The following is a 17,662-nucleotide window of genomic DNA, read 5'->3' as shown; positions in this document are numbered from 1 at the left end:
AGGTATATAAAGAAATGATAGCCAATGCAAGCAAACTCCGTATAGCACAAGAAAGGCTACGCAAAGGAGAAATTGATTTGAACACCTACAATAGAATTAAAACAAAATTGGGTGCCAAATTCACCGGAACGGTATATCAAGAAATGGCGGATAGCAACAGTCCGGAAATAAATGCAGGGAAAAGATATCTGGAACAATTACGTACTGATAACAAATCATTAATTGGGGAATATACCATTCAAAGAATAGATGGAACCAACTTCACCTATCAATTCCGTAATAATGAAGGAAAAAAAACGTTTAGCGTGAAAGTTTCATTCTTTGTCAATGAGAAAAAAAATGTTTTATATACAATTTCTTCACTTCAAAAGAAATAAGATACTATGGAAAAAGAAACAAAAAAATGCCCTTTTTGCGGAGAAGAGATTTTGGCTGTAGCCAAAAAATGCAAATACTGTGGTGAATGGTTAGAAGAAAAGCAAACGGTAACTAAGAAAATGGTTGCCTGCCCTGTTTGCACCGAACAAAGAGAAGAAGATGCCACAAGCTGCGAGAACAAAGAGACCCCACAGCCCTCTTTCTTATCCCACTATTTCATCCGTGTCATATGCAAGCAATATGCCGACTTTAACGGAATGGCCACAAGAAAGCAATATTGGCTTTACATCCTATTCTACAACATCATAGCTATTGCCGCATCATGCATAGATATATTATCGGGAATCGACTTCCAACTATTTGGAGAAAGCCTCGGCTATGGTTGGCTATTCACAATCGTCTCACTGACTCTCACCATTCCTTCACTCGCCATCGGTATACGTCGCTTGCACGACATTGGAAAAAGCGGATGGTGGTTTCTGATTGTCCTCCTCCCCTTAGTCGGTATCTTTTGGCTACTCTTCCTGCTGTGCAAGAAAGGAAATGCAGCTAACGCCTCCACTCCTTTAACCATTACCGACAAAATTGTGCTCAATGCGTCGATAGTAGTTGTAGCCATTCTGGTTGTACTCACCTATTTCAAATCTGCCAACCATCTCCAAATGCCTCAACTTCAACACAGCGATTGGACTCTTGACGGAGACACCGCAGGAGTGGATACATTGGGCAATATAGGTTATTCAAAAAACAGGCAAAGCATCAATAGCGGAAACAATGCGGAAATAAAAAAACGCATTATACACGATTTCTCTTGCTATTATGCCATTTATACCTTCTGCTACAACATGAAACAAGCCATAACTAAAGGATACAAAGGAGAAGGTTTGCTAACCCTCACCGAAGAACTTGTAGAAAATGACGATTTACTTGTCATCTCCAATACCGAATTTAAATGGTTATTGCAACAATTCGATTTCTCAAACTTCTCTCGACTATTACAGGCATACGCAAGTGGCAACAGGAGCTTCAGGAGTGATTTCACCGAGAGTGACTTGGGGCATACAGCAATAGAATGTCTTAAAAAACGCAAAGTTGTTTTCAACAGCCAATGGTTTGAGATATTCGACAACTATTTGCCCCATGACGAAGTACAAATAGAAGAGTTTCATAATTTGGGAAATAAAGAGTATCAGGTTGTATTCGATGGTTTTCACAACATATCTCCCAATTTCGTATATAACGTCAGCTATGCCAACGGACTTACCATTACAACGAATTAAATTTTACCATCATGAAACATAACAACTTACTTACATCATTCACTCTATTATCTCTTTTGTGTATCTTCTGCACCTCATGCAACGATATGGAAATGGCAAAAAAAGCGTGCGGCACATGGGAAAGCATCCGCATAGTCGAAGAAGACGGATGCAAAGAGAAAACCTATTATGATTTCGGTTCTGTGAAAGGGAGTATTCCTGGAGGAGACTTAAAAGAAACAACCTACTTCACCGAATGTGGAGAAGTTGAAGACGGACAAGAATATAATATGCAATGCAAAAGTATCATTGAAGGTACATGGAAGATAGAAGTCGGTGACATCTATTTCACTTACGACCTGTCGACTCTGAAAGTCACTTTTGAGGGGATTAGTTTCCCGGGCGCAGATAGATTATCCGAATCTCTTGCACAAAGTTTTATTAAAAACTATGGGCAATCACTCATTCAAGAATCAATAGAAGAATTGAAAGAACATCTCTATAATTGGTATTCAGAAAACGAAAACAACGAAGACTGTTACCAGAATGTGAATATTAAAGGAGACAATATGTCGTTCGATGCAACAGATGGAGTTATTAAACTGATAAGAATAAAATAAAACTTGAAAACATGATAAACAATACCAAACAATGCCCTTTCTGTGGCGAAGAGATACAAGCAACTGCAAAGAAATGCAGGCACTGCGGAGAATGGTTGGAAGACTCAGTTTCCAATACAAAAAATCAAGCCACTACAGAAGTGTCCTTTCAAAGGGATTCAAATAATCATAAAACAGAAGTGAATCATTTAAAAACTCCCATTTCTGACTTTGTCCTAATCCTATTTTGGACAGGAGTCATTGCGACATTCATTTCAATGTCACATCAAAGTGGAGTATGCCACCTTACCAATCCACACAAATGGCTACAAATCATGCAGTGGGCAACCTATATTCCAGAATGGGTGGCTGACTTATTGTCTGGCTTGGTCGATATAATATTCGCTTACGCCTTATATATAGGGATGAAACAACAAACCAAACCCATGAGCGGCTTATTAATTACCAATATTATAATCACTGTAGTAGTATCTTTTTTGATTTTATGTATGGATTTAATCTCTATTGCAGACGAAGATTACATTGGAATACTTATCTCTCTTTTTGTTATATTAGGTATGCTTATTACATCAACCATAATTGGAGTCCAATTTATCCGACACTTCAACGGACTATTAAATAAATTAGGATGGGGAATGTTGGCATCTCTAATCATAGTTATATCTGCCGCCGCTCTAATATCAGAAGATGAATTTAGTATGACTAATACAATTATTTCTTTTATTGAGTTTTGGATAATCAGCTATATTCTATATATACAAGCGGAATTATTAACGGATTGAGCCAACTAAATCCCTCAAGAAGACATTTTCATTTGATTAGCCTTACCAATTGCACAACAAAAGTGCAGAAAATTATAGTTTTCTGCACTTTTGTTGTGCAATTGACGTATATTTGCATATAAATATATACCAACCATGGACAGATTATACGAAAACTTCAATAAACTCCTTAAAGCTACAAGTACCGATTTCATCCGATACAAGTATACTGAAATAAACTGGGATAGCCATATGCTCGGACTTGTTGGGCCACGCGGGGTAGGTAAAACCACCATGTTCCTTCAACATATCAAGCAGAACATGAATCCGAAAGACACATTGTATGTTTCAGCAGACAATATGTACTTTGCCGATAATTCCCTGATTGACCTAACAGACAAATTCAGCAAACGAGGTGGCAAGCACCTATTTATTGATGAAATACACAAATACCCTAACTGGTCTCGTGAATTGAAGCAGATATTCGATTCTTATCCTGATATGCAAGTTCTTTTCACCGGTTCCTCTATTTTGGATATTTATAAAGGAACGGCAGATTTAAGCAGACGTGCCCCCATCTATGAAATGCAAGGGCTGTCTTTCAGAGAATATTTAAGTATGTTCCATCAAATTCATGTACCAGTCTACACATTAGAAGAGATACTGGAACATAAAGTTGAAATTCCGGGAATAGCACATCCACTTCCGCTATTCGCTGAATATATACAACACGGCTATTACCCGTTTAGCAAAGATATCACTTTTGAAATCGAGTTGAACCAAGTAATCAACCAGACTATGGAAAATGACATACCTCAATATGCTAATATGAATGTCTCCACAGGACGTAAATTGAAACAACTGTTGATGATTATTGCCAAAAGCGTTCCATTTAAGCCTGTCATGCAAAAACTTGCTGACATCATTGGAGTTAGTCGTAATTATTTAAGCGATTACTTACTTTATATCGAGAAAGCGGGGATGATAGCTCAAGTTCGCGATGACACAGGCGGGGTCAGAGGTCTGGGCAAAGTAGAAAAAATATATCTTGATAATACTAATCTCATTTATGCATTAGGAAGAGAGAATTCCAATATCGGTAATATCCGCGAAACATTTTTTTATAACCAAATGCGAGTTAAACAGGATATTATATCTTCCAAAATCTCAGATTTCCAAATAGGAGAAAGAACATTTGAAATAGGCGGAAAAAACAAAGGACAACAACAAATAACCGGAGCCAAAGAAGGATACATTGTAAAAGATGATATAGAAACCGGATACGGGAATATTATTCCACTTTGGAATTTCGGAATGAATTATTAATAATAGCCTTATAACAATTTTAATACAAAATATATTTATGTCACATACCAGACAAGAACAGATGGAAGCCTTCGGACGCTTCCTGGACATTCTCGACGAACTGCGTGTTAAATGTCCCTGGGACCGCAAACAGACCAATGAAAGTCTGCGTCCCAACACCATAGAAGAGACTTACGAACTTTGCGACGCCCTGATGAGGGATGACAAGAAAGAAATCTGCAAGGAATTGGGCGACGTATTATTGCACGTTGCTTTCTATGCCAAGATAGGCTCGGAAACAGGAGATTTTGACATCAAAGATGTTTGCGACAAACTGTGTGATAAACTGATTTTCCGTCACCCGCATGTATTCGGAGAGGTAAAAGCAGAGACAGCAGGACAAGTTTCCGAAAATTGGGAACAGTTGAAGCTAAAGGAGAAAGACGGCAATAAGAGTGTATTGAGCGGTGTACCCGCTGCCCTCCCCTCGCTCATCAAGGCTTATCGTATTCAAGACAAAGCCCGTAATGTAGGTTTCGACTGGGAAGAGCGTGAACAAGTATGGGATAAAGTGAAGGAAGAAATCGGAGAATTTCAGGATGAAGTAGCTAATATGGATAAGGACAAGGCGGAAGCTGAATTCGGCGACGTTATGTTTAGCCTTATCAATGCAGCGCGTCTCTACAAGATCAATCCTGATAACGCTTTGGAACTTACCAACCAAAAGTTTATCCGTCGCTTCAATTATTTGGAGGAACATACTATCAAAGAAGGAAAAAGCCTGAAGGATATGTCTCTTGAAGAGATGGATGCTATTTGGAATGAAGCAAAGAAAAAAGGACTGTAAGACCCATGAGTAACATTGATTTACATGCCATCATTGAAAGATGATTTGGAGTTCATAATACATGCCAAACAGGATATTCCACTATTGATTGCAGAAATAGAATACTTAAAATCAATGCTGTCTAAATAAAAAAATAGAGGCTCTATTCCGTGCGAGTAGAGCCTCTATTTTACTCAAACAGAACGTCTATTCATACGAGTTAGACGCTCTGTTTTTCTTTATTTCTTCTTCGAATCGTTTCCTTTATCCTTGCCACGATTCATTCCTTTTATCATCTCCCGGTGGAAGCGCATTTCCGCACGCTGCACGAGAAATATCTTCTTACTGGAAAGAATCTTTTTGAACTTACCCAGATAAGTCTTATCAAGCTGATCGGCAGCAATACGATTGTTGGCTATCTTATCGTTGATTTCTGCATATTGAGCTTCCGTTGTCTTATCATCTTTACCTTTGCGCATCAAATCCCACGATTCATCATTCAGCTTCTTCTTCTTATCCTGGAGTTCAAAATAGACGGGAAAGAACTTGGCTGCCTCCTTTTTACTCAATCCTGCCTGTTCGGTAATGAATGCCTTTTGTTTTGCCCTGAACTCCTCCCGGGATAAATGCTGATCACATCCGTCAGCAGCCCAAAGAACAGGCATAAAGCCACACAACAAAACAACCCATGCGATTAGTTTTCTCATTTTCTGTATTCAATCAGTTTTAATAAATCATTCTACACTTGCGTCACTCAAATAAACATATAACGAATAATCATCCAGCATAGCGCGGTCTAGTGCCACATCCAGCATTTCGTCTGATACGACTTCAGTATCCACCTCCGTCACCGCCACTTCATCGACCGCAGCAGGTTTGTGATCTGTCGACGCTACCCGGATAATCAGGGCCGCACCTACAAACATAGCAGCGAGATAGAGCAATGGTTTCAGTCTTGTCCATGTGCTGACAGGTTCTTCCTTGAAAACAACTTTTTCTTTTTCAGGAAGTTTATTCATTACCTCCGATGTCAGGTTTTCAAAGTAACCATCAGGCACTTTGAAGGAATTTTCCTTACCAAGCTTCTTCAATAGGATATCTTCTTCTTTCATACGTTTTTCTCCTCTCTTTTACTTAGACAACGTCCAATTTAAAAGGTTTAATCTATTTCTTCTAAAAACTTCTCTATTTTCTTCACTGCATGATGATATGACGCTTTGAGCGCACCAACCGATGTGCCGAAGATTTCCGACATCTCTTCGTATTTCATTTCCTGATAATATTTCAGGTTGAACACCATACGCTGTTTTTCCGGCAAAGTCAATAGAGCTTTTTGCAGACACAACTGTATTTCGTCGCCCGAAAAGTAGGAGTCACTTTCCAACTTCTGCACAATCGCAGCTTCAGGATCGTCAATATCCACGGTAGTCATAGCATGCTGCTTGTTCAGAAAGGTAAGACATTCGTTCAGCGCGATGCGATAGAGCCAGGTAGACAGTTTCGCCTCGGCACGGAAATAATCGATATTCGTCCATGCCTTGATGAAAGTGTTTTGCAGGAGATCGTTCGCATCCTCATGCGACAGTACCATCCGGCGGATTTGCCAATATAATTGCTCGCTATACTGCGCCACAATCATTTCAAATCCTTTCCGCTGTGTACTCTCCTCCTGAAGGAGTTCCAGAACTTCGCGTTCGTTATAAGGAATCATAATCTCTTGTATCTGTATGTTTATTTATGGTTTCAAATTCAGGTTGTTCATTGCCTCTAGTAAAGACGGATCATATTTATAAATGTCCTCACAATACCTCAAATTATTATCGGCAGACAGATAAACCGTCTGATAATCTATAAATAAAGGTATATATTTCTCTAAACTATAATGTTTCAGTTCACGATAGGCCGCACTGATAGGCAGCTTCTTTCCCTCTTCACTCACCGGCTTGATATCCATTGCAATGCGAATACGGTCTTCCAATAATTCATCCGGTTCTTTCAACAAGAAGAAAGCAAAGTCGAGTGCTTTCTGAAGGCGGACGCAACCGTGGCTCACCGCCCGATTCTTTAACGTGAAAGCCCAGCGGGAAGGAGTATCGTGCAGGTATACGGAATGAGGGTTAGGGAAACGGAAGATGATGCGTCCCAATGAATTCCCCGTTTTATTGTCCTGCTTCACTGTATAGGGTACGCCTTTTCCTGCATATTTAGCCCAATTAACCTGATGAGGATTTACTTGCAAGCCGTTCTTATCGTATACCTTCATGCGGTTACGGGTGAAATAGGTCGTATCTCTGCGATAAGTAGGGATGATTTCTTTCCGGATAATACTTTGAGGTACATTCCAATACGGATTCAGTTCCATATAATAAATCCTGCTCGACAACAGAGGAGTTTTATTTTTCACACTCCCCACACAGATACGCATTTCCAGAATAGAGTCCGTTTCTTCGTTGATTGCCTGCAACATGAATGCCGCCACATTGGCTATCACATATTTCTGTCCTTTATCCAATGCATATTGCCAACGTGCCCGCTCCATATTAACCAACAGACGATTCCGGTAATAATCCGTAGTATCCGTTTTCCCCCAAGCATTTACACGAACCAGTTCTTCCTGCATCTTGCGATAAAGCGGAGAAGAAGGTTGTGCTCCACGAAGAGCAGCAATTGGATTTGCACGCAATGAATCGAGGGCGGCATTTGCAAAAGTTACATCACAATGTTTTAAGGGAATACGATTGATCGAATCATTCCATCTGTGTTCCGAAGGCAGGAAACCAAACTTCAACTGGCACACATACGAAAGATATGCGGCTGTCAACTGATATTCCACATCTGCCAACAGACGGTTCATTGTCTTTCCTTCCTGCAACTTCAAAGAACGTATTTGTTGCAATCTCTCACGGATGCTATCGACCGAATAAAGATTCGGGTTAATGCCATGCCGTGAGATGTCTCCCAGCCAGAACAACATAGAGTCCGCCACCTGTGCGGCAGGTTTATCGGACACGAGCGAGTCATTCAACCAGAAGAATTCATCTTTTTCCCGATAATGGGCCAACAAAGCCGAATCCCAGGGAGTTATAGGGTTTTCGTTCAAATAGGAACGGATCATCAGACGAATACTGTCGGCATCTATTTGATAAGCAGGGTTGAACAACTCTTGCAGGGAAGCCAGAGAGTCCGGTATCGGAGATTGGGGTTTCTCTTTCTTACAGGCTGCCAAACAAACGACGAACAGGATTACCGCTCCCCAAAGCAGGCGTCTATTTCTCATACACAGTTCCTCCATCAACGTCAATACACATATTCTCTTTCGCTAAAATGGTTTGCGGGAAAATGGCGGACGCTTCATTAAGCAAAATAGATTCATCCTCGTAACGGGCTGAAAAGTGTCCGATCACCAATTGTTTCACATTGGCGTCCAAAGCTAGTTGTGCGGCTTGCGCAGCCGTAGTATGATAAGTTTCCTTGGCACGTGCCTGCTCTGTCTGCGCAAAGGTAGCCTCATGGAAAAGCAAATCTACATTGCTGATTTGTTCGGCAAGCGACGGGCGATAGATTGTATCGGAGCAATAAGCATATTTACGAGCCAGAGCCGAAGGACGGGTCAGACGCAAATTGGGTATTACTTCTCCTTCGGGAGTTACAAAGTCTGCTCCGTTCTTGATACGGTTCAGTTCATAGACCGGGACTTTATAAAAGTCCACCATGTCTCTGATGATATGGTTCGGACGCTGTTTCTCTTCAAAAAGGAAACCGCAGCAGGGAATTCGATGTTTTAAAGGGATGGTGGTCACAGTCACCGAACGGTCATCGTAAATGAGCATCGGTTCTTTCGTTTCGAATTCATGGAAGAACACCTTATAAGTCAAAGTCTTACAAAAGAAAGCAAGCATCGGTGCAAACAGTTCTTCCAGTCCTCGTGGAGAATGAATATGCAAATCGGCTGTTCTTCCCAATAATCCGAATGTAGAAATCAGCCCCAACAATCCGAAACAATGGTCACCATGTAGATGAGAGATGAAGATATGATTCAATCGGGAAAATTTCAGTCGCGAACGACGTAACTGCATTTGTGCTCCCTCGCCACAATCAATCATAAATAGTTTTTCACGCAGGTTCACGACTTGAGAGGTCGCAAAGTGTCGCGTGGTAGGCAAAGCGGAACCGCATCCCAATATATGTAACTCAAATTTTTCCATGGTATGCAAAGATAAAGCATTTCAGATTCAATCTTGCAAAGGAAGAAACTTTTTTTTCTATTCACCACGGAGGACGCAGAGGGTAAGAAGGGTAAGGAGGATATGGAGAAGATGCGGAGGATAAGAAGAGGGTAGATTTATATAAATAAAATATATCGCCATCGTTAGTTTGTTAAATCAAGCCTTCACACCCTCTGTATTCTCCATATCCTTCCTGTCCTCTATACCCTCTCTATATCCTCCCTACCCTCTGTGTCCTCTGCGTCCTCTGTGGTGAATAAAAAAAGGCGCCCCCAACCGGGAGCGCCTTCATCAGAAAATATTCTGTTCAGATTATTTCTTTCCTTCCAACTGTTCTTTCAATGCAGCCAGAGCGTCAATGTCGCCCAAAGTAGTTGAAGCAGCTTGGTTTTGGATCATCGGAGAATCTTCTCTCTTACCAGAAGATGCTTTCTTTGCGCCAGAAGTAGCTTTCTTTTCTGCTCTTTCTTCAGCTTTAGCTACATCTTCGAAGATACGGCTGTGAGACAGGATGATTCTCTTAGCGTCTTTGTTGAACTCGATCACTTTGAATTCAAGTTTCTCATCCAACTGTGCTTGTGAACCGTCTTCTTTTACAAGGTGTTTCGGAGTTGCGAAACCTTCTACACCGTAAGGAAGAGCTACAACAGCACCCTTATCCAACATTTCGATGATAGTACCTTCGTGTACAGAACCTACAGTGAACACTGTTTCGAATACATCCCAAGGATTTTCTTCGAGTTGTTTGTGACCGAGGCTCAAACGACGGTTTTCTTTGTCGATTTCCAATACCTGAACTTCGATATCAGCACCAATCTGAGTAAATTCTGATGGGTGTTTTACTTTCTTAGTCCAAGAAAGGTCAGAGATGTGGATCAAGCCGTCAACACCTTCTTCGATTTCTACGAATACACCGAAGTTAGTGAAGTTACGAACTTTTGCAGTATGCTTAGAACCTACAGGATACTTTTCTTCGATAGTTTCCCATGGATCTTGTTTCAGTTGTTTGATACCCAAAGACATCTTACGTTCTTCGCGGTCAAGTGTCAGCACAACAGCTTCTACTTCGTCGCCTACCTTCATGAAATCTTGTGCAGAACGCAGGTGTTGGCTCCAAGACATTTCTGAAACGTGGATCAAACCTTCTACGCCCGGAGCGATTTCGATGAATGCACCGTAGTCAGCCATAACAACCACTTTACCTTTCACCTTGTCACCTACCTTCAAGTCAGTGTCAAGAGCATCCCATGGGTGCGGAGTCAGTTGTTTCAAACCAAGAGCGATACGTTTCTTTTCGTCATCGAAGTCAAGGATAACAACGTTGAGCTTCTGATCCAGTTCAACCACCTCTTTCGGATCGCTAACACGTCCCCAAGAAAGGTCAGTGATGTGGATCAAACCGTCTACGCCACCAAGGTCGATGAATACACCGTAAGATGTGATATTTTTAACAGTTCCTTCAAGAACTTGTCCTTTTTCGAGTTTACCGATGATTTCTTTCTTCTGTTGTTCCAGTTCAGCTTCGATAAGAGCCTTGTGAGATACAACAACGTTTTTGAATTCCTGGTTAATTTTAACCACTTTGAATTCCATTGTTTTGCCAACGAATACATCATAGTCGCGGATCGGTTTAACGTCGATTTGAGAACCCGGCAAGAATGCTTCGATTCCGAATACGTCTACGATCATACCACCCTTCGTGCGGCACTTGATGTAACCCTTGATAATTTCTTCATTTTCCAGAGCAGCGTTAACGCGATCCCAAGAACGAGTAGCGCGGGCTTTTCTGTGTGACAGAACGAGCTGTCCTTTTTTGTCTTCCTGGTTTTCGATGTATACTTCTACAGTATCACCTACTTTCAGGTCCGGATTGTAACGGAATTCATTCAAAGGGATGATACCGTCTGATTTGTAACCGATGTTCACAACTACTTCACGCTTGTTCATTGCGATTACGGTTCCGTCAACAACCTCACGGTCGTTCACTTTGTTAAGCGTACCGTCGTAAGCTTTTTCAAGTTCATCGTGGCTAACGTTGGTTACTGTTTCGCCATTTTCATAAGCATCCCAGTTGAAATCTTCAATAGGAGCTACGTTCTTTAAGTTTTCCATTAATAATAAAATTGTTTAATACTTTAATTAAATAAGACATTATATTATCTATAAATCGGGCGCAAAGGTAGAAATATTTTCTTGATTGACAAAAGAATGGCAGAAGAAAAGAGATTTATATCCGTATTTTTTGTAATATTGCAATCTTTAATTTATACAGTTTTTGCCATGGACGAGAGATTGGACAAAGTCAAGGTGCAATGCGACTATTTACCGCTTATTAATTTTGCGATACAACAAAACGGAGCATCGATCATTCATCAGCTTTCTATTGAGAACACGACATCTGCCCCACTGAAGGACATTCAGGTAGTAATCACGACAGAACCGACTTTCGGAAACGCCGCTCCGATGGCTGTTGAACAGATCCCGGCCAACGGTTCGATCCGTCTGTCGTCATTCAATCTCACTTTGTCCGCCAACTACTTCACACAACTGACCGAACGTTTATCCGGCAACCTGAAAATTGAAATTACTGCTGAAGCAGAACCGATATTCTGCCAAACATATCCTATCGACATCCTGGCATACGACCAATGGGGCGGACTCAACGTATTGCCCGAAATGCTGGCTGCTTTCATCACTCCCAATCATACGGCTATCTCGCCGATTATCAAAAGAGCTGCTTCCATCCTGGGGCAATGGACCGGCAACCCGTCTCTCGATGAATATCAAAGCCGCACTCCGGACAGGGTGAGGAAACAGATGGCTGCCATCTATACAGCTATCGCGGAGCAACAGATTATATACAGTACCGTTCCCGCCAGTTTCGAAGAATATGGGCAGCGTGTCCGGTTAGCCGATTCTGTGATGGCACAGAAATTGGGAACCTGCCTGGATATGGCTTTGCTCTATGCTTCCTGTCTGGAGGCAATCGGGCTGAATGCTTTAATCGTCATCACGCAAGGGCATGCCTTTGCAGGCGCCTGGCTGGTGCCGGAAACTTTCCCGGATCCTACGATTGATGATGTTTCTCTATTAACGAAAAGAACAGCGGAAGGAATCTACGACATTACTTTGGTTGAAACGACCTGCATGAATATGGGACATTCGTCCGATTTTGACGATGCGGTGAAGAAAGCAAACGGAAAGTTGGCGGACGGGAACAACTTCCTTCTTGCAATAGACATCAAGAGAGCGAGATATTCGGATGTACGCCCCATCCCTCAACGTATTTTGCACGGACAGGTATGGGAAGTCGACGAAAAAGAGACCAACATTCAGAAAAGTGCCGTTCATGCCACTCCGCAAAGTATCAATCCGTATGATTTATCGGGCAATGAAACCCAGACCGTAATCACCAAACAACTGTTATGGGAAAGGCGGTTGCTGGACTTGAGCCTTCGCAACAACCTGCTGAATATCCGGATTACCAAAAACACGCTCCAACTGATCCCGGCTAATCTGGCTTGTCTGGAAGATGCATTGGCTGACGGAGAAGAATTCCGCATCCTGCACCGCCCTGCCGATTGGGAAAGCCCGGCGATGGATTTCGGAATTTACTCCTCTGTACCGGAGTCTGATCCGGTGGTTGGTTTCATCAACTCGGAGCTTTCACAGAAAAGACTGCGTTTTTATCTGTCCGAAAACGATTTAGGCAAAGCACTGACTCACCTATACCGTTCCTCGCGTACCTCTATTGAAGAAAACGGAGCCAACACTCTTTATCTGGCTCTCGGACTTTTGAAATGGTACGAGACTCCTTCCAGCGAACGTCCCCGCTACGCTCCCATCCTGCTAATGCCGGTTGAAATCATCCGTAAATCGGCAGCTAAAGGCTATGTGATCCGTTCACGGGAAGAGGAAACGATGATGAATATTACGTTATTAGAAATGCTTCGCCAGAACTTCGGAATTACCGTATCGGGATTAGACCCGTTGCCCACCGATGAAAGCGGCGTTAACGTCAAACTGATCTATTCCATCATTCGTAACAGTATCAAAAACCAACGCAAATGGGACGTGGAAGAGCAGGCCATCTTAGGCATCTTCTCTTTCAATAAGTTCATCATGTGGAATGACATTCACAATAATGCCAATAAACTGGTTCAGAACAAAATTGTTTCAAGCCTCATCAACGGAAAGATAGAATGGGAAGCCGCAACAGAAGAAATAGACGCAACGGATATGGACAAACAACTGTCGCCAACGGACATCGTATTGCCTATCATCGCCGATTCTTCGCAATTGGAAGCTATTTACGAAGCTGTACACGATAAGACTTTTATCCTGCACGGCCCTCCGGGAACAGGTAAATCGCAAACAATTACCAATATCATCGCCAACGCGCTTTACAAAGGGAAACGTGTCTTATTCGTTGCGGAAAAAATGGCTGCCCTCTCCGTTGTTCAAAACCGACTGGCAGCTATCGGTTTGGCTCCGTTCTGTTTGGAAATTCATTCCAACAAAACAAAGAAATCCGCTGTTATCTCACAACTGAAAGAAACAACGGAAATTATCAGGCAGACACCTCCCGAAGAATTCAAAAAGGAAGCGGAGCGTTTGCTGAATTTGCGGGCAGAACTGAATCAGTATATTGAAGCCCTGCATAAAGAATATCCGTTCGGAGTTTCACTATACGACGCCATTATCCATTATCAATCTGTAGACGTCGAACCTTGTTTTGAGATTCCACAACCTTATCTGGATACATTAGACAAAGATACATTTGCGCAATGGGAAGAGGCTATCGAATCGTTAGTCAGAACCGCCAATGCGTGCGGACACCCTTATCGGCATCCATTAACAGGCATCTCGATTTCCGAGTATTCATCTGCCGGAAAAGAAGAAGCCTCCCAATTACTTACCGCTTTCATTGATTTATTAAATATCATCCGGCAGAAGCTGGATGTATTTTCCGTACTTCTGAAAGATACGGATATACACCCGACACGCAAGGATTTCCAAACGATTGCCTGTATCATCCGGAGAATACTCGATATTCCGGAGCTGACTCCGGGATTGCTGACTCTGCCGTTATTGAATGAAACGCTAAATGAATATCGTGAAGTGGTGGTTCATGGGCAAAAACGTGATGAACAAAGAAAAGAGATAGAGGCAGGATTTACCAAAGAGATTCTGTCCATCAACGCAAAGCAGATGGTAGCCGAATGGAACCGGGTATCCGATCAATGGTTCCTTCCCAGATATTTCGGTCAGCGAAAAATCAAAAAGGCTATCAACATCTATGCTTTAAAAACCATTGAAACAGAAGACATCAAACCGCTACTCCACCGGATTATCCGGTATCAGGAAGAAGAGGACGCTGTTCAGAAATACACCGGCCAACTCCCCTCTTTGTTCGGACGATTCGGCAAGAATGAGGATTGGACTGCCATTGAGCAGATTATCAATGACATGGCTTCTCTTCACTCGCATTTGCTGAATTATGCAAAGGACATAGCCAAGGTGTCACAAATCAAACAGAATTTGTCTGTACAGCTCACAGAAAGAATTCAAACATTCAGAGATATTCACGCTCACTCTTTCAATGAACTGTATCAGTTGTCGGATACACTCACAGTCATTGAAAAGAAGTTGTCCGACACGTTGGGTATATCAACAGAAGAGCTTTATACCTCTTCAGCCGACTGGATAACGATTGCGCTATCAAAAGCCCAAACCTGGAAAGATAACCTCGACAAACTCAAAGACTGGTATCAGTGGTTACAAGCATACCAAACTCTGAATAAACTGGGAATCGGATTTGTCGCGACAGAATATAAGGAAAAGAATATCCCTACCGACCAACTGACAGACATCTTCTACAAGAGTTTCTACCAGGCGGTTATTCAGTATATCATTGCCAAAGAACCCACGTTGGAATTATTCAACGGCAAAATTTTCAACGATATTATTGCTAAATACAAACAAATATCCGCCAAATTCGAAGAAACGACCAAAAAAGAATTGTTTGCGCGGCTGGCTTCCAACATTCCGTCTTTTACTCACGAAGCTATCCAAAGTTCCGAAGTGGGCATCCTTCAAAAGAATATCCGCAACAATGCTCGTGGCATATCCATCCGCAAGCTGTTCGATCAGATTCCTACTTTATTGTCGCGTATGTGTCCGTGTATGCTAATGAGCCCGCTTTCCGTCGCTCAATTCATTGATACGGATGCTGACAAATTCGATTTGATTGTCTTTGACGAAGCGTCACAGATGCCTACTTATGAAGCGGTGGGCGCTATTGCCCGAGGCAAAAACGTGATTATCGTGGGGGACCCGAAACAAATGCCTCCTACCAGCTTCTTCTCGGTCAGCACCGTAGATGAAGATAATATTGAGATGGAGGATTTGGAGAGTATTCTTGACGACTGCCTTGCTTTGTCTATCCCTTCCAAATATTTATTGTGGCACTATCGAAGCAAACATGAGAGCCTCATCGCTTTCAGCAACTCCGAATATTACGATAACAAACTGATGACTTTCCCTTCTCCGGACAACATTGAATCGAAAGTCAGGATAGTCAACATCAACGGTTATTATGATAAAGGCAAATCGCGCCAAAACCGGGCGGAAGCTCAAGCGGTGGTAGACGAAATAGCCAGAAGATTGAGAAGCGAGGAATTGAGAAAGAAAAGTATCGGTGTGGTGACTTTCAGCATCGTTCAGCAAGCCTTGATAGAAGACTTACTTTCCGACCTCTTTATCTTCCATCCCGAACTGGAAACTCTTGCTCTGGAATGTGACGAACCGTTGTTTATCAAAAACCTGGAGAATGTGCAGGGAGATGAACGGGACGTTATTCTCTTTTCTGTGGGCTACGGTCCGGATGCGGAAGGACGTGTCAGCATGAATTTCGGCCCATTGAACCGGGTAGGTGGCGAAAGAAGGTTGAATGTGGCCGTTTCCCGTGCCCGGTATGAGATGATTATCTATTCCACTTTAAGATCGGATATGATTGACCTGAACCGGACTTCCTCTATCGGAGTAGCCGGATTAAAACGTTTCCTCGAATATGCGGAGAAAGGAACTAGGAATACAATCAACAGTGTGACAGCCCAATCAACGGAAACAGCAGCCTCCATCGAGAATATCATTGCCGATAAACTGCGTTCATTGGGATACACCGTGCATACAGACATCGGATGCTCCGGTTACAAAATAGATATAGGTATCGTTGACACCGAAAATACCTCCAACTATCAATTAGGTATTATCTGCGACGGCAAAAACTACAAACGTACCAAGACCGCACGTGACCGGGAAATTGTGCAAAACAATGTACTGAAAGCACTCGGCTGGGATATCTACCGGATATGGACTATGGACTGGTGGGAAAAACCGGACGAAGTAATAGCTGCTATTCAAGAGGCTATCGCACGCAAAAAGAGTTCAAAGGTTAATGCCCAAACAACGACAACCACCGAAATTGATTCTGCCCCAATGACAGCAGAAAAAGAATCTGTGAACAAAGAGTCGACAGACAAAGAAAAAATAACAAAAGAAGAGCCAATAAAAGAAGAGTCAATAAAAGAAGCAGTACCGACTGCAGAGAGAGATAACAATGAAATTTCATTTGTACTCAAAGCATCACCTGCCACTTCTGAAAAGCAAACTGCTTTCGCATCTTCCGCACAAAGCGGAATACAGCAAAAGTACCGATCGGCAAAGATCACTCCAGGCAGCTATTCGCCGGAAGACTTTTTCTTTAGTGAAAGCTATTCTATCCTCACTTCTCAAATACGGAAGATTATAGAGAATGAAGCTCCGGTCAGCAAATCATTACTTTGCAAGAAGATTCTGTCTGAATGGGGAATCAGTCGTTTGGGAGCACGGGTAGAAACACAGATAGAGACGGCTTTAGATACACTAAATATCTATCGCACCGAACATGAAGGATTTGTTTTCTGCTGGAAAAACAGAGAGCAATGTATCTCCTACTCTATTTATCGTCCGGTTTCCGAGCGGGAAGCGACAGATATAGCTCCTGAAGAGATAGCCAATGCCATCCGACAAGTGTTGACAGACTCCATTAGCCTGCCTGTGGCAGATTTGATAAAAGCATGTGCACAACAATTCGGCTTTGCCCGTATGGGATCGAACATAGACGCTGCCATGCAAAGAGGTATTCGCGAAGCCGTGAAAAGGAATTATGCCAAAATTGAAAACGAACGGGTGACGATTGCGGATTAAATGTTGGTTCGAGTGATCCTGTCTAGTAGATTCAGGT

General features: G+C 42.3%; 13 protein-coding genes. 7 read left to right on the top strand and 6 right to left on the bottom strand.

The window, feature by feature from the left end; genetic code table 11:
* Positions 1–14: 14 nt before the first annotated feature.
* From INE92_RS26010 to mazG, 6 genes are all read left to right on the top strand, one after another.
* Positions 15–377, top strand: coding sequence for a hypothetical protein (locus tag INE92_RS26010; RefSeq protein WP_233476916.1), 363 nt, complete (start codon positions 15–17; stop codon positions 375–377).
* A 6-nt stretch (positions 378–383) separates the two neighbouring features.
* Positions 384–1,658 (top strand): DUF805 domain-containing protein, encoded by a 1,275-nt coding sequence (locus INE92_RS26005; RefSeq protein WP_004315850.1) that lies wholly within the window; start codon positions 384–386, stop codon positions 1,656–1,658.
* An 11-nt stretch (positions 1,659–1,669) separates the two neighbouring features.
* Positions 1,670–2,257 (top strand): hypothetical protein, encoded by a 588-nt coding sequence (locus tag INE92_RS26000; RefSeq protein ID WP_008771153.1) that lies wholly within the window; start codon positions 1,670–1,672, stop codon positions 2,255–2,257.
* 11 nt (positions 2,258–2,268) lie between these two features.
* Positions 2,269–3,039 carry a zinc ribbon domain-containing protein gene (locus tag INE92_RS25995; protein ID WP_004315848.1) on the top strand — a complete coding sequence of 257 codons (771 nt, stop codon included), beginning with the start codon at positions 2,269–2,271 and terminating at the stop codon, positions 3,037–3,039.
* 135 nt (positions 3,040–3,174) lie between these two features.
* Positions 3,175–4,344, top strand: a complete 1,170-nt coding sequence (locus INE92_RS25990) for an ATP-binding protein (RefSeq protein WP_008771152.1) — start codon at positions 3,175–3,177, stop codon at positions 4,342–4,344.
* Positions 4,345–4,381: 37 nt separating this feature from the next.
* Positions 4,382–5,170, top strand: a complete 789-nt coding sequence (mazG, locus tag INE92_RS25985; RefSeq protein WP_008020955.1) for a nucleoside triphosphate pyrophosphohydrolase — start codon at positions 4,382–4,384, stop codon at positions 5,168–5,170.
* Positions 5,171–5,388: 218 nt separating this feature from the next.
* Here the strand turns inward: mazG and INE92_RS25980 are convergent, their stop codons facing one another.
* The 6 genes from INE92_RS25980 to rpsA all read right to left on the bottom strand — a co-directional run bounded on the left by INE92_RS25980 (position 5,389) and on the right by rpsA (position 11,487).
* Positions 5,389–5,856, bottom strand: coding sequence for a hypothetical protein (locus tag INE92_RS25980; protein ID WP_055236341.1), 468 nt, complete (start codon positions 5,854–5,856; stop codon positions 5,389–5,391).
* 27 nt (positions 5,857–5,883) lie between these two features.
* Positions 5,884–6,261 carry a hypothetical protein gene (locus tag INE92_RS25975; RefSeq protein WP_055236340.1) on the bottom strand — a complete coding sequence of 126 codons (378 nt, stop codon included), beginning with the start codon at positions 6,259–6,261 and terminating at the stop codon, positions 5,884–5,886.
* Between the two features lie 47 nt (positions 6,262–6,308).
* Positions 6,309–6,860, bottom strand: coding sequence for an RNA polymerase sigma factor (locus INE92_RS25970; protein WP_055236339.1), 552 nt, complete (start codon positions 6,858–6,860; stop codon positions 6,309–6,311).
* A gap of 24 nt (positions 6,861–6,884) precedes the next feature.
* Positions 6,885–8,426 carry a L,D-transpeptidase family protein gene (locus INE92_RS25965; RefSeq protein ID WP_229096935.1) on the bottom strand — a complete coding sequence of 514 codons (1,542 nt, stop codon included), beginning with the start codon at positions 8,424–8,426 and terminating at the stop codon, positions 6,885–6,887.
* Positions 8,416–9,354, bottom strand: coding sequence for a ribonuclease Z (locus tag INE92_RS25960; RefSeq protein ID WP_044132886.1), 939 nt, complete (start codon positions 9,352–9,354; stop codon positions 8,416–8,418). The genes INE92_RS25965 and INE92_RS25960 overlap by 11 nt, the downstream gene beginning before the upstream one ends.
* 333 nt (positions 9,355–9,687) lie before the next feature.
* The gene (gene rpsA, locus INE92_RS25955; protein ID WP_074909400.1) at positions 9,688–11,487 is read right to left on the bottom strand and encodes a 30S ribosomal protein S1; all 1,800 of its coding nucleotides are present in this window, start codon (positions 11,485–11,487) and stop codon (positions 9,688–9,690) included.
* Positions 11,488–11,583: 96 nt separating this feature from the next.
* Between rpsA and INE92_RS25950 the strand changes: the two genes are divergently transcribed.
* Positions 11,584–17,625, top strand: coding sequence for a DUF3320 domain-containing protein (locus INE92_RS25950; RefSeq protein WP_195436291.1), 6,042 nt, complete (start codon positions 11,584–11,586; stop codon positions 17,623–17,625).
* The last annotated feature ends 37 nt before the right edge of the window (positions 17,626–17,662 follow it).

The organism is Bacteroides xylanisolvens (assembly GCF_018289135.1).
GTDB classification, from domain to species: domain Bacteria; phylum Bacteroidota; class Bacteroidia; order Bacteroidales; family Bacteroidaceae; genus Bacteroides; species Bacteroides xylanisolvens.
This window is presented reverse-complemented; position numbering and strand designations above follow the sequence as displayed.